Source organism: Bradyrhizobium sp. USDA 4454 (genome assembly GCF_054822705.1).
Window position 1 is genome coordinate 489496 of sequence record NZ_JBTRCN010000001.1, and the last position, 23500, is coordinate 512995.

The following is a 23500-nucleotide window of genomic DNA, read 5'->3' on the forward strand; positions in this document are numbered from 1 at the left end:
GGCGTTGCGCGGAAGCTACAGGGGCGTCTAATGTACTGTCAAATCCATTATGAGTTTTCAAAAAACTCATATGTAGTTTGACGTCAGGCAGGGAGGTAACGTGATGAAGATGCATATGTTGTCGGGCGGCCGTTTGCAGATGTCGAAGCGGACTTATCTGCCTGATGCGCCGCGCGGCGAGACGATTGACCTTCCGGTGTCCTGCGTGCTGCTGCGGCACGCGCAGGGCAATGTGCTGTTCGACACCGGATGCCATCCCGACGTCGCGACCGATCCTGAGGGGCGGCTCGGCACACTCGCCAAATACATGCGCCCGATCATGCCGGCGGACGATCACGTGCTGACGAGCCTGAAGGCCGTCGGCCTCGGTCCTGATGATATCGACGTGGTGATCTGCTCCCACCTGCACACCGACCATTGCGGCTGCAACGCCTTCTTCAAGAAGGCGACGATCTTCGTCCACGCGCTCGAGATCGAGGCCGCCAATGCCGACAACGCGTTCGATCGCGGATACATCAAGGCGGATTGGGATCATCCGCTGAAGATGGAGATCTTCGACAAGCAGATGGATGTATTCGGCGACGGCAGACTGACGCTGATCCCGCTGCCGGGACATTCGAAGGGCACGACCGGCGCGCTGGTCAAGCTCGACAAGAGCGGCGAATATCTGCTGGCGTCCGACTCGCTCAGCGTGCGCGCCAATCTCGACCAGCGGGTCTCGCCCAGGAACAGTCTGGATGTCGATCAATTCCTGAGATCGCTCGACGAGATCGCCAAGCTCGAGGCGTCCGGCGTCAAAATCATCTGCGGCCATGACGAGGCGCAGTGGGCCGGCCTGCAAAAGGGGCCGAACGCGTATACGTGAGGCCTTGTATCTGAGAGCTTCGCACTGTTTGCAGATGCTGTGCCGCGCGATATGGTGTGCCACCGCCGGAGATCATCTGGCTTACAACAACAAGGAAAATGCAGATGTCCAAGGACGGCTTGTGCGCGATCGTGACGGGGTCGGCATCGGGACTCGGCGCCGCTACCGCGCAAATCCTCGCCACGCCGGGCGCGCGCCTCATCATCAACTATTCCAACAGCAAGGCGGAAGCCGAAGCGACCGCGGAAGCCTGCCTCAGGCAGGGCGCCGAGGTGCTGGTGGTGCAGGGCGACGTCTCGCGCGATGAGGACTGCAAGAAGATCGCGGCCGCTGCGCAGGGCTGGGGCCGCCTCGACGTGCTGGTCAACAATGCCGGCACCACCAAGCATGTGCCGCATCACGATCTCGACGGCCTGACCGCGGACGATTTTCAGCGCATCTATGCGGTCAACACCATCGGTCCGTTCCAGATGGTTCGTGCCGCGCGCGCGCTGCTCGAAGCCGGCGCCAAGGCCTCCGGCCGTCCCTCGGCGGTGGTCAACGTCTCCTCGGTCGCCGGCATTTCCGGCGGCGGTTCATCGGTCGCCTATGCCGCGAGCAAGGGCGCGCTCAACACCATGACGCAGTCGCTGGCGCGTGCGCTGGCGCCTCTCATCCGCGTCAACACGGTATGCCCGGGCTATATCGATACGCCCTGGTTCACCAAGGGCCGCGGCGCTGATGGCGCCAAGCAGGTGCGTGATGCCGTGGTGGCGCGGGTGCCGCTGAAGGTCGCATCGACCGCCGAGGACATCGCCAATCTGGTCTGCTTCCTGGCGAGCCCCGCGTCGAGCAACATGACCGGCGAGTTCGTCCGCATGGACGCCGGCATGCATCTCATTCAGTGAGCCGAGCGGCTGCCGAAACGAAAATGCCCGGGCGAGGCCCGGGCATTTTTGATTTTGAAGCCGCGCCGCCGCTGACTCTATTTGTTGCCGATATCCGGGATCACGCGTGCCGCGACCAGCCGATTCCAGATGAACAGCACCACCAGCGCGCCGATCGTGGCGGTGATGAAGCCGGCGCCCTGTTCGGGGCCGTAATGGCCGATCGCCTGGCCGATGAAGGTCGCGAGAAACGCGCCGGCGATGCCGAGCACGGTGGTGAGAATGAAGCCGCTCGGATTATTCGGCCCCGGTGACAGGAACCGCGCGATAATCCCCGCGACAAAGCCGACGATGATGATCCAGATGATGCCGCCCATGACTGTCGTCCTCCTCAGATGGAATCAACGCTGCCGCTAAAGCCTGCGGTTCAGCTCGTCGCCGCTCGGCAGCCGGCCGTCCGGCGTCAGATGATTGATCGCGTCGGGCAGGTACTGGCTCAGGCCCTGCAGCAATTGGTCGCGCGACAAGCCGCTCTGCGAGGCCAGCGAGTCGATCTGGTCGGCGCCGAGCGCGTTGGCGAGATCGCCGGGCGCGATCTGCTTGTTGGGACCGTTGCTGACCCAGGAATTGGCCGCGTCGCCATGGCCCTTGTCCTGCAATTGTTTCAGCAGGTCGCTGAGGCCGCCGCTCAGCACGGTGCCGGCCGCACCGCCCGCAAGAAGTCCGCCCAGGCCGCCCTTGAGCAGATCGCCGAGCCCGCCGCCGGCGGCGCCGCCGGGCAGACCAGCGGTGACGTTGCCGGGAAGCGGCGGCGCTTGTGCGGGCTTGGGCTCAGGAGCAGTCGCGCCCGGCTGGCCGCCGGTGAAATGCTTGACCGCCTTCCACGCGAGCAGCGCGAGGATGGCCATCGTCATCGGCGACATTCCGCCGCTGCTCGAACTGTCGGATGATGTGCTGGGCGCGCTCGGACCGCGGGGCCCGTTCTGCATGCCGTTGAGTACGTCGAGTAGACCCATGATCGTCTCCTGCCGCAACCGTGCCCCGAGCCGGAAACATAGCTTCGGCCCATGACGGTTACAAGGCGAGGCGGGCCACCCGGGCCGCGGCGCATCGAATAGGCAGGCAACCCCAGGTCTGCTATCGAGGTCCGCTATCGAGCCTTGATGAACGGACATTTAGTCATATGAACGAGGACCGGCCGATCGGGATTGCAGGCGCCGGAAGCATCGGCTGCTTCGTCGGCGGCATGCTGGCTGCGTCCGGCCGTCGCGTCGCGCTGCTGGCGCGGCCGCGGCTGATCCAGGAGATCATGGGCAACGGCTTGCGGCTCAGCGGCTTCGACGGCTCTGAGCGGATGGTAGCCGCCGACCGGCTCATTCTGTCGGACGACCCCTCGATCCTGCGCGACGTCGGGACGGTGCTGGTGACAGTGAAGAGCGCCGACACCGGCGAGATCGCGGAGTTGATCGCGCGCCACGCACCCGCTGACGCCGCGGTGGTCAGCCTGCAAAATGGCGTCGGCAATGTGCCGCTGCTGCGCGACCGCCTGCCGGGCCGCACGGTGCTCGGCGGCATGGTGCCGTTCAACGTGGTCGCGCTTGGCGATGGACGTTTCCATCGCTCGACCTCGGGCGACATCGTGATCGCGCGGGACGACGCCGGCACCGCCGCGCGGCTCTCGGTGCCGGGCCTTGCGATCAACGGCACGGCCAACATCGATGGCGTGCAGTGGGGCAAGCTGATCGTCAATCTCAACAACGCGCTCAATGCGCTGTCCGACATTCCGCTGCGACAGCAGCTCGCGCAGCGCGGCTGGCGACAATTGTTCGCCGACCAGATGGCCGAAGGTTTGGCCGCGGTGCGCGCCGAAGGCATCGCGCCGGTGTCGCCGACGCCGCTGCCGTCGAGCTGGATGCCGCCTTTATTGCGGCTGCCGGACGCGCTGTTCGACCTGCTGCTCGGCCGCACCATGAAGATCGACCCCGAGGCGCGCTCCTCGATGTGGGAAGACCTGCAGCGCGGCCGACGTACCGAGATCGACTATCTGCAAGGCCTGATTGTTGCGATTGCGGATCGCCGCGGGCTTCAGGCTCCGGTGTCGCGCCGGATCATCGCGCTGATCCGGAAGGCGGAGGCCGACGGCAAGGGATCGCCAGGGCTGACGCCGGAGCAGATTCGCGATGGACAACCGAGGAGGTGACACCTTGAAGCGATCTTGCATCATGTTGCTCTCGCTTGTTGCGCTGGGCTTGGGCCCGGCGCGCGCGGTGCCGCCGACCGTGACACCATCGCCGGGCTATGATGCGCGCTTGCAGGAGCAGCGCGCGGCGGCCGCGGCATCGAGCCGATCGGCCATGCCTGCGCGCAAACCGGTCACGCACCGGCACCACAAGCGCGGTCGCGCGCACTGATCCACCGCAGAGAAGACCTCAATGAAGCCGCTCGTCCTCGCGCTCACCTTGCTGCTCGGCATCACCACGACGGCCAGCGCCGCCGATTATGCCGGTTCGATCAGTGCCTACCGGCGCGCCAACCGCATGCCCGCGGTGACGCTCGACGCGAAGCTGAATGCGATGGCGCTGAAGCAGGCGCAGGCAATGTCGGCGACCGGCTCGGTCAGCCACTCCGCCGGCGGCAGCTTCTTCACGCGCATCGCGCCGCTCAAGAAGCATCGTGCCGCCGAAAACATCGGCGCAGGGTTCATCGCCTTCGCCGAGATGCTGAAGCAGTGGGAGAACTCGCCGGGCCATCGCGAGAACCTGCTGATGCCGGGCGCCAAGCGCGTCGGCGTCGCCTTCGTCGACAATCCGAAGTCGCCGTACCGCCGGTTCTGGGCGATGGTGATTACCGACTGACGCAGCGTAGCGTTTTCGAGCGAAGCGGATCCCGGTTGGCGTGAAGAAAACGCGTCGACGATGAAGAGACGTTAGTTTCGCTTGGCCAGCTTGGTTGGCGGCGGCGAGGCCGGCGTGAACAGCCTCTTCAAGCCATCCAGTCCTTCGGAAAGCCGCGGCCATTCGCAGGAGAACGTGCCTTTCACGCAGCTCCCCGCCTGCGGCCGCACCCTGGGAAGCGGAGTGACAACCCGCGGCTTGGTCGGCCTCGCGACCGGCACGGGGACTTTCACCGGCTCGCTCTGCAATGAGGCTTGCTGAATCTGCGGCTGCTGCTTTTCCTGCCGCTCCAGCTGCTTGGCGTTGAACGCCGCGGCGATGCTCGACCGGCGCTCCCTCTCGAGATAGCCGGTATATTCCTGGTCAATCTTCTTCTGCTCGTCCGGCGTCGGGTTGGGGCCGGCGATGTCGAAGCTGCGATCCTGCATGAAGTCGTAATAGGTGTAGCCGCCGCCTGGCTTGCGGCGTCCGGCAAACTTGGCGTTGCAATCGGCTAGTTGCGCGGTCCTGTCTTCCTTGGTCTTCGCCTTCTCGGCGAGATCGGCGCAGTCCTCGAAATCCTTCGGCCCGCTGCGCCACCATTGTGCGTGCGCGCTCGTCGGCGCCAGCCCGCAGGCGGCGACGAAAACGGCAATAGCCAACGTCGATGATCGTGATGGCATCACGGACATTGCAACCAAATCCGAACGACACTGAGTGAGCAGATTGTCGCCATTTTAGTGACGCTTGTCACCCCGGGAACCCGACGATTTTGCCCGCCTGTGGATCGCGACGCCAGCCGCTGTGTCTGATGGAACGCAGCCGCACGGTATTGGAATAACTAAGGAATTCTGATCCGAGGCCGAGCGGACCATCAGAACAATTCGATTTGAATCGTTCACTTCACCCGGTGCAGCAATGCGACCAGCTCCGCCTGTCGATGGGTGCCCGTCTTCTGGAAGATGGTCTTCAGCTGATTGCGCGCGGTGGCAAGGGCAATGCCGGCTTCCTGCGCGGCTGCTTCGACTGAATCGCCGCGCGCGAGCCGCGTCGCGAGCCGCGCCTGCGCCGGCGTCAGCTCGAAGGTTGCCGCCAGCAGCGCCTGATCGAACGCGGCGCTGCCTTCGAGATCGCGGATCAGGAGGATGGCGCGCGCGCCCAGGAACGGTGAGCGCGCGGCGGGAGGTACCGGCTGCATCTGGATCACGATCGGCCGCTTGTCGATCCTGCGCACCACGATCGGCGTTGTCGGAAGCGGGTCCAGGTCCGAGCTGTGGGCCAATTGATCGATCAGCCTGGTCAGATCGGCATTGGCCTGCCGGTCGAGCAGGGTGAGGCGGTTGTTGCGGATCGCGAGGTCGTGGCCGAGGCAGGCTTCCGCGTGGGCGTTCATGCCGATGACGGCGCCGAACCGGCCGACGGCGATCGCGGCGACCTGGATCAGGTCGAGCGCGCCGGTGATGCCCGAGATCGCGGAACGGCCGACGACGGCGGAGAGCGTCGCGGCTTCGGTCAGCCGCGCCGACACCCGCGAGAGCGCCTTGACCTCGTCGGCGTCGAACATGCCTTCCTTCGGGGTGCGCTGGATGGTCAGTCCCCACAACGCCGGGCCCGAGCGGAAGCCGATGGCGGCAAACCATTTCAATCCGAACTCGCCGAGCGAGGCGTAGAGCGGATCGCGCAACATCTCGGTCTCGGACTCGAACAGGTCCGCATCGGTGATGACGTTGCTGCCTGCGAGGATCAGCGGCACGCCGCGCGCCGCGCGGATGTCGGACAAATGCAGGTTGTTGGGGAAGTAGGTCTTGGTGAAATAGTCGGTGATCGATTCCGTGCGCGGAATGTCTTCGGTGCGGATATCGCTCTGAAGCATCGCAGCCCCGGTCGCGCCGACGGCGGCGCAGACCTCGTCCATGAAGGACGGCCAGGTCGTTGGATCGAGCACCACGTCGCCGAGGCGCGCGGTCACATCGTCAAGCCTGTGCAGGTCGACCAAAGGTTCAGCTCCGCCCTATGCAGAGTTCAGTTGTTTCGTAAGGCGAAATAGGTCGCGCCACTCCCGCCCGGTACCGGGCATAAGAGAACCCGAGCCGGCCGACATGCAAGTGAAATCGATCACATGTCGAGGGGGCGGGCCCACGGACTTTGACGAAACATGATCGAAAATCGGCGGGGCCGGCTGGCTGGTCCGATCCGGCCGCTACGATGCGTGACCATCCTCACGGAGGTCGGTCTCGGCCAGCGCCACGCGGCAGAAGCTGGCCGCGATCGCGACCACGTCCTCGACGGCCTGCGGATAGTGCTTCGACACCCAGCGCAGCGCGATCGAGATCACGGCGCCGACCATGCCGATCGAGAGCAGCGTGGCCGCAGCGCCCTTGTCGCTGCCTTTCGAAGCGGTTGGGACCAGGATGTCGCTGAAGACGCGGAGCGCGTCGAGCTTGACGGCATCGACCGCGGGACTGATGCCGGAGATCTCCAGCAGGAAGACCCGCGCCGGCTTCGGGTGCTGCTTCAGCCGCGTGAAATACAGCGTCAGCGCAGCGCGCAGCCTTGCTTCGGGATCGTCGCCGCCGGAAGCGGCGGCCGCCGCCATCTCGTCGTGGAGGTGGCCGACGACATGATTATAGGCCGCGATCAGCAAGGCCTCGCTGTTGGCGAAGGACTCGTAGAAATAACGCTCGGTCAGTTCCGCCGCCTCGCAAATCGCCTTCACGGTCGCGCCGCGATAGCCGACCTCGCCATAGACCTCGATCGCCGCATCGATCAGCTTGAGCCGCCGTTCGGCGCGGCGTTCCTCGGCGTCCATGCCGCCATAAAGGCGGGCTTTCCGGCTGCTTGCCATGAAAGCCTATTGACACGATGCATTGTCAGATGTCAAGTTATCTGACAATAGGTATTGTCAATACTGTCACGGGAGGGTCAGGGCATGTCCGCTCATTTCGACGTGTTGATCGTAGGCGCGGGGCTGTCGGGCATCGGCGCCGGCTATCATTTGCAGGCCAATTGCCCGGACCGCAGCTACGCCATTCTCGAAGGCCGCGATTGCATCGGCGGCACCTGGGATCTGTTCCGCTATCCCGGCATCCGCTCCGACTCCGACATGTACACGCTCGGCTATTCGTTCCGGCCGTGGACCGAGCCGAAGGCGATCGCCGACGGTCCCTCGATCCTGAACTATGTGCGCGAGACCGCGCGCGTCTACGGCATCGACAAGAACATCCGCTTCAACCATCGCGTCGTGCGCGCCGACTGGTCGTCGGCGGATTCGCAATGGACGGTCGAGGTCGAGCGCGGGCCGGAGAAGACGATCGAGCGCTTCACCTGCGGCTTCCTGTTCATGTGCAGCGGCTACTACAAATATGAGCACGGCTACACGCCCGACTTTCCCGGCATCGCCGACTTCGCCGGCCGCGTCGTCCATCCGCAGCAATGGACCGACGACATCAATTACGCCGGCAAGAAGGTCGTCGTGATCGGCAGCGGCGCGACCGCGGTGACGCTGGTGCCGGAAATGGCCAAGACCGCCGCCCATGTCACGATGCTGCAGCGTTCTCCGACCTATGTCGTGGCGCGGCCGGATGAGGACAAGGTCGCTAATTGGCTGCGGGCGCGGCTGCCGGCCAAGCTCGCCTATGCCCTCACGCGCTGGAAGAACGTGCTGTTCGGCATGTATTTCTACCGGCTCTGCAAGCGCGATCCGGAGCGCGTGAAGAAGCTGATCCTGGGCGGCGTGCGCCACGCGCTCGGCCCCGACTACGACGTCGCTACCCATTTCACGCCGCGCTACAATCCGTGGGACCAGCGGCTCTGCCTGGTGCCGAACGGCGATCTCTTTCAATCCTTGCGCAGCGGCACGTCGTCCGTCGTCACCGACCAGATCGAGACCTTCACGCGCGAGGGCATCAAGCTCAGGAGCGGCAATTTGCTCGACGCCGAAATCGTGGTCACCGCAACCGGCCTCGATCTCCAGGTGCTCGGCGGGCTCGAGATCAAGGTCGACGGCGCGCCTGTCGATCTGTCCAAGACCATGAACTACAAGGGGCTGATGTATTCCGGCGTGCCGAACCTCGCCGCCGCCTTCGGCTACACCAACGCGTCCTGGACGCTGAAATGCGACCTGACCTGCGAATATGTTTGCCGCATGCTCAACCACATGAAGGCGAATGGCTACGCGCAAGTCACGCCGCGGCGGAACGACCCTGATGTCACCGAACTGCCCTGGGTGGATTTCTCCTCGGGCTATATCCAGCGCGCCGCCGCCAAGTTCCCCAAGCAGGGCTCGCGCCGGCCGTGGCGGCTCTACCAGAACTATGCGCTCGATATCATGACGCTGCGCTTCGGCTCGCTCAAGGATGAGGCGATCGAGTTTCTGCCGCCGCGCCGGGCGGTTGCGGTGACCCCGGCATCCGATGCGGCCCGGCAGGTGGCGTAACGCTTAGAAACAGCGAAGCTCCAAGTAACTTCGCGCGCCCGACGTGGCGCGGGCTGGCGATGGGGCCCCGCCTCTGCTATGGGATGGCACCCCGCATGCTTCGCCGCGGGTTCGCGGTCCCGTAGCTCAGCCGGATAGAGCGACGGTTTCCTAAACCGTAGGTCGGAAGTTCGAGTCTTCCCGGGATCGCCAGTCTGCCGAACGCAACAGCCCTGCGAATACCGCCGTTTTTCGACGAGGCCGGTTCCGGCAGGTGCGTTGGCGGGTTTCGCTGGACGCTCGGTCGGCGGCAGTGATAACGGCTGAGCCAATGTTCTCGTGACGGACCGCATGCCGAAACCTCCGCCTCCTTCCGCCAATCGCGGGCCCGGCCCGTCCCCGGTCCTGCAACGCGCCATCGTCGCCCTGCAGATGGGGCAGATCGTCGAAGCCGAGCGGCTGGCGGCGGAGGTCTTGAAGGCAAACCGCAACGATGTCGGCGCGGCTTCGATCCTGGCCCGGGCGCTGATGATCCAGAACCGCAACGAGGAGGCGATCGCGCCGCTCGAGCGCGCCACGCGCCGCGTCGAGGATCCCGGCCTCGAGACCTTGCTCGGCGCGGCGCTCGGCGGCGCCGGGCGCCAGAGCGAGGCGATCGATCTGTTGCGGCGAACCACCGCGCGGCGGCCACCGTATCTGCCGTCATTTCAGGCGCTGGCAGGGCAATTGCACGCGGCCGGCCGCATCGACGAGGCGGTTGCCGTGCTTGAGAGCGCGCTTGCGTTCGCACCCGGGAGCCTCGAATTCCAGCTCCTGCTCGCGCAGCTCCTGCCCCAGCGCAATGAGCGCGGCCGCGCGCGCACGATGCTGGAGAAGCTGCGCGCGGCAGCGCCGGGACATCCGGATGTTCTGGCCGCGCTCGCGCGCGTGCTGCTGCTCGACGGCGAATATGCGGCTGCGGCGGATCTCTACCGTCAGGTGGTGGCGCAGCGCCCCGACGACCCGCTGACGCGTCTCAGCTTCTCCGCCAGTCTTCTGGAAATGGGCGACCGCGCCGCCGGCGAGGCCAATCTGCGCCTGGCGATGCGCGGCCGGCCGCAAATGATCGGCCGCACCACGGCCGCGCTGATCATGTCGTCGCATGGCCGCTTCTTCTTCCGTCGCAGCGCGTTCGCGAAGTTTTTGAGTTAGAGCGTTCTTGCGTGAGATAGGTGGCGGAACCACAAACTCGTCGTCCCGGCGAAAGCCGGGACCCATAACCACCAATGCTGCTTGTTGTGCGATGCTGGAACGACGAGTCCCATCAACAACATCTGCCGCGGAGTATGGGCCCCGGCTTTCGCCGGGACGACTCGTGGAGAGAGTCTGTCCCCAGCAAGGGCCGCCATCGCCCCGCAGCGCCGTCCCGCGCGCGCCTAGCTCCGAAACTGGCGGCGATAGACGCCGGGCTCGCGGGCCATCCTGTTTGACAGTTCCTGGGCGCGCGATGTTTCATCCGGGGTCATCGCCGCGGTCTGTGCGACCCAGTTCCCGCGCTTCACCGGGAAGCATTGCGCAACCGGCGTGCCCTTGGGCAAGACGCCGTTGAAATTGGTGTCGTGCCAGTGCGCCGGGAAATGAACCCAGCTGTCGTGAAACAGGTCGCAATCGACCATGCCGGTCAGCGTGGTGAACGGCAGGTCGAACCGATTGACCGGATGGGTGAAGTACAGCGAGTAGCCCGGCGGCGCCTCGATGGTCCACAGATTGACGAACTTGATGAGCAGGCGGTCGGCCTCGAACAGCGGCGAGCCGATCACCTGGCTTTCGTCGTGGAATCCGATCGGCGAGCGCGGGAATTCCAGCGCGCCGCCGGCCGGAAGATCGTTGTCCCATGTGATCTCGCCGTTCTCGACCCTCAGGTCGCAGACCAGCGGCATCAGGAAACCAGATGTCATCGCATCGACGAAGGGCGGGCAGCGCTTGACGGTATCCTCTTCGCGATTGCTCATCGTGTTGAAGGCCTGCGTCGGCATCGCCTTTAGCCATCCGGGGAGACCCAATGACGCTGGCACCGGCGGCGGGATCTTGCCCTCGAGCTCCGCCGGGCAGCGGAATTTGATCGCTATTGCTTCGTTGTTGTTGGACACGGCTTGGCCCTTGGTTCGTTCGATGTCGCAGCGCCTATGCGCCAGTTGATGCTGATCTAGCACGCGATGACGGGGCGGAGAAAGCAGCCGCAGCGGTTGCCCGGCGGTCCGCGGCATGGAGCTATAAGTTGTTGTTATCATGACAGATAAGGCAAAGTGTCCGATGGCCGGCGCGGCGCTGCTTTTTTGCGTCATTCGGGTCGCCGCTGTGCAAGACTTTGCCGACAGGCATTGGCTTTCGATGCCGGTCGGGCGCATCATGGCCGGCGTCGCTGACGAAGGTTGCAGCAGGTAACGGAGGGATCGATGACCGAATCGAAGGTTGAAACCGCCAACACCGCAGGCACCGCGCCACCTTCCGGCGACAGCGGCGGCGTCAGCGAGCTTGCGATCGCGACCGTCCGCACCGTGCCGATCGAGCAGGCGCAGTCGCGCACAGAGCACGATCTGCTCGGCGAGGACGACGTGCCGGCCAATGCGCTGTGGGGCATCCACACCAAGCGCGCGGTGATGAACTTTCCGATTACCGGCGTACCGGTCGGCCACTTCCCGGAATTCGTCCGCGCGCTGGCGCTGGTGAAGCAGGCGGCCGCGCGCGCCAACAAGCGCCTCGGCTATCTCGCGCCGGAAAAGGCCGATGCGATCGACAAGGCCTGCACCAAGGTCGCGACCGACAAGGTCTATGCCGAGGCCTTTGTCGTCGATGCGATCCAGGGCGGCGCCGGCACCTCGACCAACATGAACGCCAACGAGGTGATCGCCAACGTCGCGCTCAAGCTGATGGGCAAGAAGCCCGGCGATTACCACACGCTGCATCCGAACGACGACGTCAACATGGCGCAGTCGACCAACGACGCCTATCCGACGGCGTTGCGGCTCGCGGTGATCTTTGCCACCCAGCCGCTGGTGCGCGCGCTCGATGATCTCGCCTATGCCTTCAAGGGCAAGGCGGTGGAATTTGCCGATGTCCTGAAGATGGGCCGCACCCAGTTGCAGGATGCGGTGCCGATGACGCTCGGCCAGGAGTTCGACGCCTTCCACGCCACCGTGAAGGAAGACGTCGCGCGGCTGAACGAGATCTCCAGCCTGTTCCGCGAGGTCAATCTCGGCGCCACCGCGATTGGTACCGGTATCAACGCTGATCCGCGCTATGCGGCGCTTGCGGTCGAGGAACTATCGCGGCTATCGGGCCAGCCGATGGTGCTGGCCTCGAACCTGATCGAGGCAACCTCCGATCTCGGTGCGTTCGTGCTGTTCTCGGGTGTGCTGAAGCGCGTCGCGGTGAAAGTGTCGAAGATCTGCAACGACCTCCGTCTCTTGTCGTCGGGCCCGCGCACCGGCATCGGCGAGATCCGGCTGCCGGCGGTGCAGGCCGGCTCGTCGATCATGCCGGGCAAGGTCAATCCTGTGATACCCGAGGTGGTCAATCAGGTCGCCTTCCTCGTGATCGGACATGATCTCACGGTGACGATGTGCGCCGAAGGCGGCCAGCTCCAGCTCAACGCATTCGAGCCGACCATCGGCTATTGCGTGTTGAGTTCGCTGCGCATGCTGACGGCCGCGATCGATACGCTGACCAGGCGCTGCGTCGAGGGCATCGAGGCCGATCGCGAGCGTTGCCGCAGCCTGGTGCAGGGCTCGATCGGCCTGATCACGGCGCTGGCGCCGGCGCTCGGCTATGAGGCCTCATCGCGCGTGGCCCGTCGCGCGCTGAAGGAAAACCGCTCGGTGGCCGACATCGTGCTGGAGGAGAAGCTCCTGACCGAGGAGCAGCTCAACCAGCTGCTCGAACTGGAAGCCATGACCCGCCCGGCGCGCCGACAGCCGGTGCCGAAGAGCTGAGGCGGAGCCAATGTTGGCGAGAACCCGGTTGCGGGAGCGGGGGCACCTTTCGAGGGCTACAGCGTCTTGATGAATTCGATCAGGGCGCGGCGCTCGCCTTCCTCGAGCCTCGGTCCGATCACGCCGGTGCCCTTCTCGTTCGAGAATTCGTGCCCGGCATTGCTGTTGCCGCGCTTGGTGGTGTCGAGCGCGAACACGTTCTTGATCTTGTCGTCGGAGACGTAGCCGAGATTCTTCGGATCATACTCGCGGCCGCCGAGATAGACGATCGCGGGACGTTCCTTCACCGGCGACAGCAGCGCGTAGATGGTCGGGACCGACCCGTTGTGCAAATAGGGCGGGGTCGCCCAGATGCCGTTGAGCGGGCGGACCTTGTAGGCGAGCGGCGCCTGGATCCCGTTCGGCCGGTAGCCGTTGATGCGCTTGCGATCTTCCGCCGGGGTATTGTTCTGGTCGTACCAGTAGTCGACCGTCTTCTCGACCAGTTCGCCGAGCGCCGGCCCGAAGCTGCCGTCCTTGATCTTCAGGTTGGCCGGGGTCTCGACCGTACGGCTCCTGAGGCCTTCGGCCTGCGCACTGTCGGTGCCGATATGGCTGATCGGAATCATCTCGACGTCGAGCAGCGACTGGCCGGCGTCGTTCTTGATCCAGCGCTTGTTGTCCTTGAACAGCGCGAAGGCTTCGTCCGGCGGCAGCGCCTTGCTGTTGATCGCCGGGCCGTGGCAGCCCTCACAGTGCTTCTTGTACAGTTTGCCGCCTTCTGTCGCGAGCGGCATGTTGATCTGTCCCAGGATATTCTCCGGCCATTTCGGCGATGCCAGGCCGTCAAACCCCTTCGTCTTGCTCGGCTCGTCCTGGCCGGCGATCATCAGCTCCATCTCGTGCAGCACGTCGATCCGCGCACTCGATTTGAACAGGCCCTTTGATTGGTCGAGCAGGTTGAGCTCGGCGCTGACGCCGAGCGCCTCGCCGGCATTGCGGACCATCGGCTGCATGATCGAGCCGTCATATTGCACCCAGCTGAACCACGGCGCGTTCCAGATTCGCGGGAAATGCACCGGGGCCGAATGTGCGGCATAGTTGTTCGGGTTGTTCAAATCGATCGCGAACACCTGGTTGCCGATCCGGTTCAGCGCGTCGAGCCGCGCATAACCTTCCTCGACGCTGTTGGCGGCGACCTTGGTCTCCAGCGCGTTGATGTTGGCGTACTGCTTGAGCACGAGATCGAGTTGGCCGCGCAGCGCCATGCGTTCGTCGCGGCTCGCCTCCTTGCCGAGGATCTCGTCGGCAAAGCGCGCAAAGCGGCCCGGCCAGAATCGGGTCAGCAGCAGCGAGACGCCGATGCTCTTCTGGAATTGGAACAGATTGGTGTTGGCCGGCCCGCCGTCGATCACGATCTCGGTGCCGCGATAGCTGAGGCTGCCGGTGTGGCAGGCCGAGCACGTCAGCCCGACGCCGAGCATGTCCTCCTTTGTGTGCGGGTTGCGCCAGGGCGCGCCGTCGGCATCGGTCATCGGCGTACTCGGGGCGAAGCCGATCGGCAGCGCATCCGGGCTGCCCGGAATCACGGTGTCGGGAATGAAGCCGAAGCGGCCGAGATAATTGGTCTCGCTGAGCCCCGGTGCCGCACTGAACAGCGGCCACAGCGTCGGCTGCTCAAGCGCCATGAACCATTTCAGGGGAATGCCGAAGGTCCGCGTGCCCTGGTCGGCGTGATAGAACCAGCGCAGCTGCGCTGCGGTGACATTCTGCTCCAGCCACACCGTCTTTGCCGGCGGCTGGTAGTCGACGACCTTGACGTGGAAGCCGCTCGCCACCGTCTCGATATCGTCCTTGAAATAGAGGAGGCCGGCGACAATCAACAGTCCGATGAAAAAGATCGTCTTGCGAGGCATGCCCCGTCCCCCGATTCGCGGTACCCGCGCGTGATATGGATGAGATATTAAAATTCGCCGAAACAGGTTCGCGCTAAGCGTGTGGTGCGCTGCGCGCCAGCCTACAGTAGCAGCGCTTGGTCTACCAACGGAAATGTTGCCACCGAAATGTTGACTGGCCGTGAGCCAGTTCATGTGCGGCGTCGCGGCGGTGGCGACATTTGCGCGTATCGAGGCCTGCGGCTAAAAATGGCGGAGCGACAATTCTTCGAGATGTCATCTTGAACGCATCAGGTGCACAGCCGCTCACGATCGCCGTCGCGGATGATAGCGCGGTGTCCGCGCTGCTGCTGCGCCCGGCGCAGGCCCGCGCGGCCTACGTGTTTGCGCATGGCGCAGGCGCCGGCATGACGCATGCATCGATGGCCGCGATCGCCGAGGGCCTGGCGGAGCGCGGCATCGCGACGCTGCGTTATCAGTTTCCCTACATGGAGAAGGGCAGCAAGCGGCCCGATCCGCCTGCCGTCGCGCAGGCGGCGGTGCGTGCTGCGGTGGCGGAGGCTGCGCGGCGTTGCGGCGAACTGCCGCTGTTCGCCGGCGGCAAGTCGTTCGGCGGACGCATGACCTCGCAGGCGCAGGCCAAGGCACCGCTCGAAGGCGTGCGCGGGCTGGTGTTCCTCGGCTTCCCGCTGCATCCCGCCGGCAAGCCGTCGAACGAGCGGGCCAAGCATCTCGCCGCGGTCAAGATCCCCTTGCTGTTCCAGCAAGGCACCCGCGACGCGCTGGCGGAGCTCGACCTGCTCGAGCCCGTGGTGAAGGGGTTGGGTAGCCGTGCGACGCTGCATGTGGTGAAAGAGGCCGACCACTCCTTCCACGTCCTCAAGCGCTCCGGCCGCAACGACCGCGAGGTGATGGCCGAGCTGCTCGATGCCTTCGCGGCCTGGGTCGCCAAACATTCGTAGTCTTGTAGCCCGGATGCAGCGAAGCGAAATCCGGGGTCTGCATGCCGCGGGCGAGATCGGTCCCGGATGTCGCTTCGCTCATCCGGGCTACGCTTGGCCACGCAAGGGATGCTAATCTCCACCCATGACAAAGATCCTGATCGTCAATCCCAACACCACCGCGTCGATGACCGCGACCATTGCCGCTGTGGCGCAGGCGGTGGCGGCTGCTGGCACCGAGATCGTCGCCGTCACGTCGGCGATGGGCCCCCCCTCGATCGAGGGCTTCTATGACGAAGCGTTCGCCGTTCCCGGGCTGATCGACGCGCTGTTGAAAACACCGGATGCCGATGCCGGCATCATCGCCTGCTTCGACGACACCGGGCTCGATGCCGCGCGGTCGGCGGTGCGTTATCCGGTGGTCGGCATCTGCGAGGCGGCGCTGGTCACCGCCGGACAGATTGCGAAGCGGATCGGCATCGTCACCACGCTGCCGCGCTCGATCGTGCCGCTGGAGGAGCTGGTGCGCCGCTACGGCTTTGCCGATCGTGCGGCGGTCACCGCCTGCGACGTCGCGGTGCTCGATCTCGAGAAGCCGGGCTCGGGCGCCAGGCCGAAGCTCGAGGCGGAGATCGCGCGGGCGCTGGAGAAGGGCGCCGACGCAATCGTGCTCGGCTGCGCCGGCATGGCCGATCTTGCGCATGAGCTGTCGGTGCAATTCGGCGTGCCGGTGGTCGACGGCGTGGCGGCTGCGGTGAAGCAGGCCGAAGCGCTCGCCGGCCTCAAGCTCACGACCTCGCGCCGCGGCGCTTACGCGATGCCGGCCGCGAAGGCTTATTCCGGCCTCTTAGGGAAGTTCGCTCCGCCGTCAGTTTGACGTCGGCTTCGTAGCCCGGATGAAGCGGAGCGCAACCCGGGGGGACCGCGCTTCGGCGGCGATTTGCCGTCCCGGATTGCGCTGCGCTCCATCCGGCTACGTGTCAGCCCGGCGTCGCGCCGCCATAGATGCGGTCGCGCAGGCGGCGCATGCCGGACAACCAGCGGTCGCGATTGGCGGCCTTCCGCTGCATGTAGTCCTGCACCTGTGGATGCGAGAGAATCAGGAAGCGCTCCTCGGCCATCGCCTCGACCACCATCCGCGCGACCTCACCGGCCTGCAGCACGCCGTCGACGCGTGCCGCGCTCGGGCCCGGTGTCGTCATGCCGGTCTGCACCGACTGCGGGCAGAGCACGGAGACGCGGATGCCGCGATCGCCATACTGGATCGCGAGATGTTCGGCGAGCGCGACCGCGGCGTTCTTGGTGACGCCGTAAGGCATCGAGTTCAGCGAGGCCAACAGCCCCGCCGCAGACGCCGTGTTGATGAGATAGCCGGAGCCGCGCGCCAGCATGCCCGGCACCAGCGCGCGCGCGGCGAACACATGGCTCATCACATGGACGCGCCAGCTGACATCCCAATCGGCGTCGGACGCGGTTTCCTGTCCCTTGCGCGAGAGCCCGGCATTGGAGAAGAACACGTCGACCGGTCCATATTTGTCCTCGGCCGCGGCGATCAGCGCCTTGACGTCCTCCTCGAGCCCGACATCGGCGGTGACCGCGAGCCCATCGATATCGCCGGCGACGCTGGCGAGCCGGTCGCGCGAGGTCTTGAGATCGGCGACCACGACGCCGCGCGCGCCGGCCTCCGCATAGGCCCGTGCCACCGCTTCGCCGATCCCGCTGGCGCCGCCGGTGACGACGCAGACCTTGTCCTTGATGTGCATGGTTCGATGTCCCTGCTTGTTTGTTGTCGTGATCGTCAGCCCTGATACAGTCCCTTCTCACGCGCCTTCTGGATCGCGAGCGCCGCCATCAGGTCGAGCATCGGGGTCGCAAGGCCGGCTGCGCGCGCGAATGCCGCCGGGGCGCGCACCAGCACGTCGATCTCCATGGCGCGGCCGAGCTCGTAATCCTGCAGGATCGACGGCTTGTGGTCCGGGGCAGGGCCGCTTCGGGTGACGCGCTTCGTGTCGGGGATGTAGTGCGTCGCCACCGCATTGGCCTCCTCGAGGAGGCGCGGGATCACGTCCTGCATGTCCGGATCGTCGCGGACGCCGCGTGCGGTCAGCGCGGTCAGCAGGCAGAGCACCGACATCGACATGTTGGTCAATAGCTTCGACCAGATCGTCTCGCGGATCTGCTTGACCTCGGGCGATTCGATCGCGGCGTCGTTCAGCGCCGCGCGCAGCCGGGCGATGCGATCGCTCTTGCGATCGTCGCATTCGCCGATCAGGAGGCGATTGCGCTCGGGCGACAGGTTCGCGACCACGCCGGGTACGATCACCTCATTGGAGGAGAAGATCACGCCGCCGATGATCCGCTCCTGCGGAACGGCGTCGCGCAGACGTCCGCCGGGATCGAGGAAGCCGAGATCGGGAATGGTTGGATGCTGCGGCGGCAGGCCGAGGCCGTACCACCAGGGAATGCCGTTCTGCGCGAACACGATCGCCGTGTCGCGCTGAAGCAGCGGCGGCAGCCCAGTCGCGAGTGCGGCGATGCCGGTCGCTTTCAGCGTGCTGATGACGACGTCCTGTGCGCCGAGCTCGGCAGGATCGGCCGACGCCTTCACCCTGGCGGTGACGCTGGTCTCGCCAACCTTCAGCGTCAGCCCGTTGGTCCTGACGGCGTCGAGATGCGGGCCGCGCATCACGCAGGAGACATCGTGGCCGGCGCGTGCCAGCCGGACCGCAAAATGGCTGCCGACGGCGCCCGCGCCGAAAATACAAATGCGCATCAGTGGAACTGGTCCTTGCAATGTGCCGCATCAGTTTCCACAAGCGCGGGGCATTGCGCAACCCGCCATGCATGCGGCGCGGCCGCGTGCGCTCGAAAGTGATGGATCAAGCCATCTCCCGTCGCCATAGTGCCTGATAACAGCAATGGCGAACGAGGGAGAAAATTCATGTCGGCCAGCCCAGTCCTGTGGAGCCTCGATGCGCGCGGGGTCGCGACCGTCACGCTGAACAGGCCCGAGGTCAACAACGCCTATGATGGCGCGCTGATCGCCGGTGTGCTCGCCGCGATCGACGATCTCTCGACCAAGCCGGTGCGCGTCGTCGTGCTGAACGGCAACGGCAAGCATTTCCAGGCCGGCGCCGACTTGAAATGGATCAACGGCGTGCGGCCGAAATCAGCAGAGCAGAACGAGGCGGCGTCGCGCGCAACCTTCGAGGCGGTGCAGCGCCTCAACACGCTGCCGGTCCCGACGGTCGCGCTGGTGCAGGGCGGCTGCTTCGGCGGCGGCACCGGCGTGATTTCGGCCTGCGATATCGTGATCGCGGCCGACAATGCGCTGTTCTCGATCACCGAGGTGCGCTGGGGCCTCACGGCGGCGATCATCATCCCGCAGCTCTGCGACGCCATCGGCGTGCGCCAGGTGCGGCGCTACGCGTTGACCGGCGAACGGTTCGGCGCCGAGGATGCCCGCCGCATCGGTCTCGTGCATGAGGTGGTGCCGCTGGCCGATCTTGAAAGCGCCGGTGCCAAGATCGTCGAGCAGCTGCTCGGCAATGCCCCGGATGCGATGGCCGAGACCAAGAAGCTCGCGATGGAGAGCTCGTTCGGCGGCATGGCCGTGGATGACGCGGCCTACCAGCGCCTCGTCCATCTGCACTCGGCCAAGCGGCAGACGGCGGAAGCGGCCGAAGGGCTCGCCTCCTTTGCCGAGAAGCGCGCAGGACGATGGGGTGGCAAGGTGTAGTCGCCCCGCTCAGCAGCCGTTGCAGATGCCGCGGATGGCTCGCTCGATCGCGTCGACGCTTCGGGCTTGGCCTCCGGCTTGCGCTTAGCCGTCAGCTCCTGCTCTTGCCGATGGTAGCAGGCCTCGCGCTCCGGCTTGGCCTCGATGAAGCGGCAGGTCTCGATCGCCGCCGCGGGCTGCGCTGCGAGGATGAGGCCAATCGACACTGACATCAGGAGTTTCAAGCGGGCGATCCTTTCGCGCTGTGATGCAGACCGATCAGCTGCTCGCCGGCGTCGTGATCCTGTCGCTGTTCGGGCTTGCGGTCGGGAAGCTGATCAATCTGCTGGAAGTGCGGTTGCTGCACTGGCGGTGAGGGGCACGCTGTTCGCCACACACAAGGAGTCGTCCCGGCCTTCGCCGGGACGACGCGGGGTGTGCACAGCGCTTCGCCCTACAATCGCTAAGCGTTGCCTCGATCTTCGCGGAACAGATCCAGCTTTTGCTGCACCGGGCGATCCGAGAACGAGAACAGCACCGAGTCGGTGTCGGCCTCGTGGGTGACCCAGTGCCAGCTCGGCACCACGAACAGATCGCGCGGGCCCCATTCGAAGGTCTGGTCGCCGACCCGCGTGCGGCCCTTGCCCTCGATTGCGGCGAACACGGTGGCGTCGGTTGCGCGATAGCGCGCCGTCTTGAAGCCTTTCGGCAGCAGCTGGATGAAGGTGCCGATGGTCGGCATCGCGAAATCGCCGGTCTCCGGGTTGGAGAATTTCAGCTTGAGGCCGTGGCAGGCATCCCACTCGTCGCGGGCCCGGGCCTTTTCCAGCGTCTCGCGGGTGTACTCATAGGGATAGTTGAAGATCGGCGAGGTTTTTGACGACCGCTTCTGATCGATCGGCAACAGATTGCGGCCGTAGCGTGCGAAGCTGTCGCCGGCCGGCTTGGAGATCGCCTGCTGGTCCTCCTTGGCGCCTTCCGCGAACGAGCAGTCGAAGAACTGCACCATCGGGATGTCGAGCCCGTCGAGCCAGAACATCGGCTCTGAGGTTTCGTTGGAATGGTCGTGCCAGGTCATCGACGGCGTGATGACGAAATCGCCTGGTGCCATTGCGGTGCGCTCGCCATCGACGGTGGTATAGGCACCCTTGCCCTCGAGCACGAAGCGCAGCGCCGACTGGGTGTGGCGATGCGCGGGCGCGACGTCGCCCGGCACCACCATCTGCACGCCGGCAAACAGCGAGGTCGTGATCCTCGACTGGCCGCGCAGGCCGGGATTTTCCAGCACCAGCACGCGGCGTTCGGCTTCCTTGGCCGTGATCAGCTTGCCGGCCTCGTTCATGTAATCGCGGATCTGGTCGAACTTCCACAGATGCGGGCGGCAGGCGCTGCGCGGCTCCGGCGTGACCAGATCGCCCAGCACATTCCACAGCGCCGAGAGATTTTCGCCGTCAATCTTCTTGTAGAACGCCTCGCGCTCCGGGGTCTTCTGCACGGCTTCCATGGCAAGCCTCCCATCATTCTTGTCGGTTCAATTTAATTGACAGTATACTCACAATATGGCTAGCGTCAATGAAACAAGCCAATCACGAGATGCAAGGGAGGTTCCGATGAAGCTGCATGGCTATTTCCGGAGCAGCGCGTCCTACCGGGTCCGGATCGCCCTCAATCTGAAGGGGCTGACACCGGAGCATCTGCCGCATCATCTGCGCAAGGGCGAGCAATGCGCGCCGGCCTATCTTGCGATCAATCCGCAGGGACTGGTGCCGACGCTGGAGAGCGATGCCGGCGCGATCCTCACCCAGTCGCTCGCGATCATCGAATGGCTCGATGAGACCAATCCCAATCCGCCGCTGCTGCCGAAGGATCCGCTGCGCCGCGCGAAGGTGCGGGCATTCGCGCAGGCGATCGCCTGTGACACCCACCCGGTGCAGAATCTGAAGGTGCTGGCGCGGCTGCGTCAGCTCGGCCTGCCCGAGGCGCAGGTGACCGAATGGGCGGCGTGGGCCAATCGCGAGGGCCTGTCTGCTTGCGAGATCCTGATCGCCGAAGAGGCGGGGCCATTCTGCTTCGGCGACCAGCCGACGCTCGCCGATCTCTGCCTGGTGCCGCAGCTCGCCAATGCGCGGCGCTTCGGCGTCGAGGTGTCAGCCTATCCGCGCCTGCTCAAGGCTGAGGCCGCGGCAAAGCAGATCAAGGCGTTCGCCGACGCTGTCCCGGACAAGCAGCCCGATGCCGAATAGCAAGCCCACTCCCGTCACCATGGACGCGGTCTACACCGCGCCCGGCTATCTGTTCCGGCGGATGCAGCAGATCGCGGTCGCGCTGTTCATCGAGGAGTGCAGGACGTTCGACCTGACGCCGGTGCAATATGCCGCGCTGGTCGCGATCTCGACCCATCCCGGCATCGACGCCACAAGGCTCTCGGCGGTGATCGCGTTCGACCGCTCCACGCTCGGCAACGTGATCGAGCGGTTGCAGGCCAAGGCGTTCATCGCCCGCAAGCCGGCGCCGGAGGACAAGCGCGTCAAGCTGCTCTACCTCACCAAGGCCGGCGCCAGCGTGCTCAACGACATCATGCCTTCGGTCGATAGAGCGCAGGCGCGGATGCTGCAGCCGCTGAAGCCGGCCGACCGCAAGACGTTGCTCGCACTCTTGACCCAACTCGTCGATCTCAACAACGAGGCGTCGCGGGTGCCGCTGCGCGCTGAGGATGCGCTCGAACATTTAGGGAGGTCGGGCTGATGACGGACAGCAAGCCGGTCCTGATCGCAGGCGGCGGCATCGGCGGGCTCGCCTCGGCATTGGGGCTCGCGCAGAAGGGCATCCGCTCGATCCTGCTGGAAAAGGCCGCTGCGCTCGGCGAGATCGGTGCCGGCATTCAGCTCGGGCCGAACGCATTCCACGCCTTCGACTATCTCGGCGTCGGCGAGGCCGCGCGCAACATGGCGGTCTATATCGATCAGCTGCGGCTGATGGATGCACTGACCGCCGACGAGATCACCCATATCGACCTCGGCGACGCCTTCCGTGCCCGGTTCGGCAATCCCTACGCCGTGGTGCATCGCGGCGATCTGCACGGCGTATTCCTGCGCGCTTGCCAAAATCACGAACTGATTGAGCTGCGCGTGAGCAGCGAGGTGGTCGGTTACGAACAGGACGGTTCGTCGGTGACCGTTAGGCTTGCCAGCGGCGAGCGGGTCAGCGGGCGTCTGCTGATCGGCGCCGATGGGTTGTGGTCGAATATCCGCAAGCAGGTGACGACGGATGGCCCGCCGCGCGTCTCCGGCCACACCACCTATCGCTCCGTGATTCCGACCGAGCAGATGCCGGAGGATCTGCGCTGGAATGCCGCGACGCTGTGGGCCGGCCCGAAATGCCACATCGTGCATTATCCGCTGTCGGGCTGGAAGGTGTTCAACCTCGTCGTCACCTATCACAACGATGCCCCGGAGCCGGTTGCCGGCAAGCCGGTCTCCGAGGAAGAGGTGATGAAGGGCTTTACGCACGTTCACGACCGGGCGCAGAACATCATCCGCCACGGCACCAATTGGAAACTCTGGGTGCTGTGCGACCGCGATCCGACCGAGCGCTGGATCGACGGCCGCGTGGTGCTGCTCGGCGATGCCGCGCACCCCATGTTGCAATATTTTGCGCAGGGTGCCTGCCAGGCGATGGAAGACGCGGTCTGCCTGTCGCACATGCTGGCGCATCACGATGATCAGGCGGCAGCGCTCGACGCCTATCGCGCCCAGCGCTTCCCGCGCACCGCGCGGGTGCAGCTGATGTCGCGCGCGATCGGCGAGCACATCTACCATCCCGCAGGCGAGCACGCCCGCATCCGCAACGCGATCATGAGCGCGAAGTCGCAAGATGAATGGTGCGACGATATCGCGTGGCTCTATGGCGGGACGGGGCTGGGTAGTTAGTTGCCTCGCGCAAATGCATATTGAGAGGGCCTGCCGTGTGGCCACCCCT

Annotated in this window: 23 protein-coding genes, 1 tRNA gene and 1 pseudogene; 15 read left to right on the forward strand and 10 right to left on the reverse strand. The window is 65.3% G+C overall.

Annotated elements, in window-relative coordinates; genetic code table 11:
- The first annotated feature begins 103 nt into the window (after positions 1 to 103).
- Positions 104 to 865, forward strand: coding sequence for an N-acyl homoserine lactonase family protein (locus tag ACVIW0_RS02210; protein WP_461350831.1), 762 nt, complete (start codon positions 104 to 106; stop codon positions 863 to 865).
- A gap of 104 nt (positions 866 to 969) precedes the next feature.
- Positions 970 to 1752, forward strand: coding sequence for an SDR family NAD(P)-dependent oxidoreductase (locus tag ACVIW0_RS02215; protein ID WP_461350832.1), 783 nt, complete (start codon positions 970 to 972; stop codon positions 1750 to 1752).
- 77 nt (positions 1753 to 1829) lie between these two features.
- On the opposite strand, the gene ACVIW0_RS02220 is transcribed toward ACVIW0_RS02215, so the two are convergent.
- Positions 1830 to 2108 carry a GlsB/YeaQ/YmgE family stress response membrane protein gene (locus ACVIW0_RS02220; protein WP_076864079.1) on the reverse strand — a complete coding sequence of 93 codons (279 nt, stop codon included), beginning with the start codon at positions 2106 to 2108 and terminating at the stop codon, positions 1830 to 1832.
- A gap of 36 nt (positions 2109 to 2144) precedes the next feature.
- Positions 2145 to 2747 (reverse strand): YidB family protein, encoded by a 603-nt coding sequence (locus tag ACVIW0_RS02225; protein WP_461350833.1) that lies wholly within the window; start codon positions 2745 to 2747, stop codon positions 2145 to 2147.
- Between the two features lie 167 nt (positions 2748 to 2914).
- Between ACVIW0_RS02225 and ACVIW0_RS02230 the strand changes: the two genes are divergently transcribed.
- Positions 2915 to 3931 carry a 2-dehydropantoate 2-reductase gene (locus ACVIW0_RS02230; RefSeq protein ID WP_461350834.1) on the forward strand — a complete coding sequence of 339 codons (1017 nt, stop codon included), beginning with the start codon at positions 2915 to 2917 and terminating at the stop codon, positions 3929 to 3931.
- A 232-nt stretch (positions 3932 to 4163) separates the two neighbouring features.
- Positions 4164 to 4586 (forward strand): CAP domain-containing protein, encoded by a 423-nt coding sequence (locus ACVIW0_RS02235; RefSeq protein ID WP_461350835.1) that lies wholly within the window; start codon positions 4164 to 4166, stop codon positions 4584 to 4586.
- 71 nt (positions 4587 to 4657) lie between these two features.
- Here ACVIW0_RS02235 and ACVIW0_RS02240 read toward each other — a convergent pair whose 3' ends face one another.
- From ACVIW0_RS02240 to ACVIW0_RS02250, 3 genes are all read right to left on the reverse strand, one after another.
- Positions 4658 to 5287, reverse strand: a complete 630-nt coding sequence (locus ACVIW0_RS02240; RefSeq protein ID WP_461357225.1) for a hypothetical protein — start codon at positions 5285 to 5287, stop codon at positions 4658 to 4660.
- Between the two features lie 215 nt (positions 5288 to 5502).
- The gene (locus ACVIW0_RS02245) at positions 5503 to 6600 is read right to left on the reverse strand and encodes a helix-turn-helix transcriptional regulator (protein ID WP_461350836.1); all 1098 of its coding nucleotides are present in this window, start codon (positions 6598 to 6600) and stop codon (positions 5503 to 5505) included.
- Positions 6601 to 6804: 204 nt separating this feature from the next.
- Positions 6805 to 7449, reverse strand: a complete 645-nt coding sequence (locus tag ACVIW0_RS02250; RefSeq protein WP_461350837.1) for a TetR/AcrR family transcriptional regulator — start codon at positions 7447 to 7449, stop codon at positions 6805 to 6807.
- 84 nt (positions 7450 to 7533) lie between these two features.
- On the opposite strand from ACVIW0_RS02250, the gene ACVIW0_RS02255 reads away from it, so the two are divergent.
- The 3 genes from ACVIW0_RS02255 (at position 7534) to ACVIW0_RS02265 (ending at position 10209) form a co-directional block, all read left to right on the forward strand.
- Positions 7534 to 9039, forward strand: a complete 1506-nt coding sequence (locus ACVIW0_RS02255) for a flavin-containing monooxygenase (protein WP_461350838.1) — start codon at positions 7534 to 7536, stop codon at positions 9037 to 9039.
- A gap of 115 nt (positions 9040 to 9154) precedes the next feature.
- Positions 9155 to 9231, forward strand: a tRNA-Arg gene (locus ACVIW0_RS02260).
- Positions 9232 to 9369: 138 nt separating this feature from the next.
- A complete protein-coding gene (locus ACVIW0_RS02265; protein WP_461350839.1) occupies positions 9370 to 10209 on the forward strand; it encodes a tetratricopeptide repeat protein in 840 nt (279 codons plus the stop codon).
- A gap of 224 nt (positions 10210 to 10433) precedes the next feature.
- Here ACVIW0_RS02265 and ACVIW0_RS02270 read toward each other — a convergent pair whose 3' ends face one another.
- Positions 10434 to 11147: a hypothetical protein gene (locus ACVIW0_RS02270; protein WP_461350840.1), complete on the reverse strand. Its 714-nt coding sequence runs from the start codon at positions 11145 to 11147 to the stop codon at positions 10434 to 10436.
- 306 nt (positions 11148 to 11453) lie between these two features.
- Here ACVIW0_RS02270 and ACVIW0_RS02275 point away from each other — a divergent pair, with 306 nt between their 5' ends.
- The gene (locus ACVIW0_RS02275) at positions 11454 to 12989 is read left to right on the forward strand and encodes an aspartate ammonia-lyase (RefSeq protein WP_461350841.1); all 1536 of its coding nucleotides are present in this window, start codon (positions 11454 to 11456) and stop codon (positions 12987 to 12989) included.
- 56 nt (positions 12990 to 13045) lie between these two features.
- Here the strand turns inward: ACVIW0_RS02275 and ACVIW0_RS02280 are convergent, their stop codons facing one another.
- Positions 13046 to 14884, reverse strand: coding sequence for a di-heme-cytochrome C peroxidase (locus ACVIW0_RS02280; RefSeq protein ID WP_461350842.1), 1839 nt, complete (start codon positions 14882 to 14884; stop codon positions 13046 to 13048).
- A 260-nt stretch (positions 14885 to 15144) separates the two neighbouring features.
- Here ACVIW0_RS02280 and ACVIW0_RS02285 point away from each other — a divergent pair, with 260 nt between their 5' ends.
- Positions 15145 to 15825, forward strand: a complete 681-nt coding sequence (locus tag ACVIW0_RS02285) for an alpha/beta hydrolase family protein (protein ID WP_461350843.1) — start codon at positions 15145 to 15147, stop codon at positions 15823 to 15825.
- Between the two features lie 124 nt (positions 15826 to 15949).
- The gene (locus tag ACVIW0_RS02290; protein WP_461350844.1) at positions 15950 to 16681 is read left to right on the forward strand and encodes an aspartate/glutamate racemase family protein; all 732 of its coding nucleotides are present in this window, start codon (positions 15950 to 15952) and stop codon (positions 16679 to 16681) included.
- A 103-nt stretch (positions 16682 to 16784) separates the two neighbouring features.
- On the opposite strand, the gene ACVIW0_RS02295 is transcribed toward ACVIW0_RS02290, so the two are convergent.
- Both ACVIW0_RS02295 and ACVIW0_RS02300 read right to left on the reverse strand, forming a co-directional pair.
- Positions 16785 to 17567: an SDR family oxidoreductase gene (locus ACVIW0_RS02295; RefSeq protein WP_461350845.1), complete on the reverse strand. Its 783-nt coding sequence runs from the start codon at positions 17565 to 17567 to the stop codon at positions 16785 to 16787.
- A 35-nt stretch (positions 17568 to 17602) separates the two neighbouring features.
- Complete coding sequence (locus tag ACVIW0_RS02300) at positions 17603 to 18577, reverse strand: ketopantoate reductase family protein (RefSeq protein ID WP_461350846.1); 975 nt, start codon at positions 18575 to 18577, stop codon at positions 17603 to 17605.
- A gap of 168 nt (positions 18578 to 18745) precedes the next feature.
- On the opposite strand from ACVIW0_RS02300, the gene ACVIW0_RS02305 reads away from it, so the two are divergent.
- Together ACVIW0_RS02305 and ACVIW0_RS02310 are read left to right on the forward strand one after the other, a co-directional pair.
- Positions 18746 to 19543 (forward strand): enoyl-CoA hydratase-related protein, encoded by a 798-nt coding sequence (locus ACVIW0_RS02305; RefSeq protein ID WP_461350847.1) that lies wholly within the window; start codon positions 18746 to 18748, stop codon positions 19541 to 19543.
- Between the two features lie 244 nt (positions 19544 to 19787).
- Positions 19788 to 19898, forward strand: a pseudogene (locus ACVIW0_RS02310) (ABC transporter permease); the annotation flags it as partial.
- Positions 19899 to 19985: 87 nt separating this feature from the next.
- Here ACVIW0_RS02310 and gtdA read toward each other — a convergent pair.
- Positions 19986 to 21026 (reverse strand): gentisate 1,2-dioxygenase, encoded by a 1041-nt coding sequence (gtdA, locus tag ACVIW0_RS02315; protein ID WP_461350848.1) that lies wholly within the window; start codon positions 21024 to 21026, stop codon positions 19986 to 19988.
- A gap of 106 nt (positions 21027 to 21132) precedes the next feature.
- On the opposite strand from gtdA, the gene maiA reads away from it, so the two are divergent.
- The 3 genes from maiA to ACVIW0_RS02330 are packed head-to-tail and all read left to right on the forward strand — an operon-like array spanning position 21133 to position 23451.
- Entirely contained in the window at positions 21133 to 21765 is a 633-nt protein-coding gene (maiA, locus tag ACVIW0_RS02320; protein WP_461350849.1) for a maleylacetoacetate isomerase, read from the forward strand.
- The gene (locus ACVIW0_RS02325) at positions 21755 to 22267 is read left to right on the forward strand and encodes a MarR family winged helix-turn-helix transcriptional regulator (protein ID WP_461350850.1); all 513 of its coding nucleotides are present in this window, start codon (positions 21755 to 21757) and stop codon (positions 22265 to 22267) included. The genes maiA and ACVIW0_RS02325 overlap by 11 nt, the downstream gene beginning before the upstream one ends.
- Positions 22267 to 23451, forward strand: a complete 1185-nt coding sequence (locus ACVIW0_RS02330; RefSeq protein ID WP_461350851.1) for a 3-hydroxybenzoate 6-monooxygenase — start codon at positions 22267 to 22269, stop codon at positions 23449 to 23451. The genes ACVIW0_RS02325 and ACVIW0_RS02330 overlap by 1 nt, the downstream gene beginning before the upstream one ends.
- Positions 23452 to 23500 lie beyond the last annotated feature (49 nt).

Bases quoted from the DNA above. Each gene is read 5' to 3' on its own strand.
- ACVIW0_RS02210 (WP_461350831.1), top strand. From the start codon at position 104: ATGAAGATGCATATGTTGTCGGGCGGCCGTTTGCAGATGTCGAAGCGG.
- ACVIW0_RS02215 (WP_461350832.1), top strand. From the start codon at position 970: ATGTCCAAGGACGGCTTGTGCGCGATCGTGACGGGGTCGGCATCGGGA.
- ACVIW0_RS02220 (WP_076864079.1), bottom strand. From the start codon at position 2,108: ATGGGCGGCATCATCTGGATCATCATCGTCGGCTTTGTCGCGGGGATT.
- ACVIW0_RS02225 (WP_461350833.1), bottom strand. From the start codon at position 2,747: ATGGGTCTACTCGACGTACTCAACGGCATGCAGAACGGGCCCCGCGGT.
- ACVIW0_RS02230 (WP_461350834.1), top strand. From the start codon at position 2,915: ATGAACGAGGACCGGCCGATCGGGATTGCAGGCGCCGGAAGCATCGGC.
- ACVIW0_RS02235 (WP_461350835.1), top strand. From the start codon at position 4,164: ATGAAGCCGCTCGTCCTCGCGCTCACCTTGCTGCTCGGCATCACCACG.
- ACVIW0_RS02240 (WP_461357225.1), bottom strand. From the start codon at position 5,287: ATGCCATCACGATCATCGACGTTGGCTATTGCCGTTTTCGTCGCCGCC.
- ACVIW0_RS02250 (WP_461350837.1), bottom strand. From the start codon at position 7,449: ATGGCAAGCAGCCGGAAAGCCCGCCTTTATGGCGGCATGGACGCCGAG.
- ACVIW0_RS02255 (WP_461350838.1), top strand. From the start codon at position 7,534: ATGTCCGCTCATTTCGACGTGTTGATCGTAGGCGCGGGGCTGTCGGGC.
- ACVIW0_RS02265 (WP_461350839.1), top strand. From the start codon at position 9,370: ATGCCGAAACCTCCGCCTCCTTCCGCCAATCGCGGGCCCGGCCCGTCC.
- ACVIW0_RS02275 (WP_461350841.1), top strand. From the start codon at position 11,454: ATGACCGAATCGAAGGTTGAAACCGCCAACACCGCAGGCACCGCGCCA.
- ACVIW0_RS02280 (WP_461350842.1), bottom strand. From the start codon at position 14,884: ATGCCTCGCAAGACGATCTTTTTCATCGGACTGTTGATTGTCGCCGGC.
- ACVIW0_RS02290 (WP_461350844.1), top strand. From the start codon at position 15,950: ATGACAAAGATCCTGATCGTCAATCCCAACACCACCGCGTCGATGACC.
- ACVIW0_RS02295 (WP_461350845.1), bottom strand. From the start codon at position 17,567: ATGCACATCAAGGACAAGGTCTGCGTCGTCACCGGCGGCGCCAGCGGG.
- ACVIW0_RS02300 (WP_461350846.1), bottom strand. From the start codon at position 18,577: ATGCGCATTTGTATTTTCGGCGCGGGCGCCGTCGGCAGCCATTTTGCG.
- ACVIW0_RS02305 (WP_461350847.1), top strand. From the start codon at position 18,746: ATGTCGGCCAGCCCAGTCCTGTGGAGCCTCGATGCGCGCGGGGTCGCG.
- gtdA (WP_461350848.1), bottom strand. From the start codon at position 21,026: ATGGAAGCCGTGCAGAAGACCCCGGAGCGCGAGGCGTTCTACAAGAAG.
- maiA (WP_461350849.1), top strand. From the start codon at position 21,133: ATGAAGCTGCATGGCTATTTCCGGAGCAGCGCGTCCTACCGGGTCCGG.
- ACVIW0_RS02325 (WP_461350850.1), top strand. From the start codon at position 21,755: ATGCCGAATAGCAAGCCCACTCCCGTCACCATGGACGCGGTCTACACC.
- ACVIW0_RS02330 (WP_461350851.1), top strand. From the start codon at position 22,267: ATGACGGACAGCAAGCCGGTCCTGATCGCAGGCGGCGGCATCGGCGGG.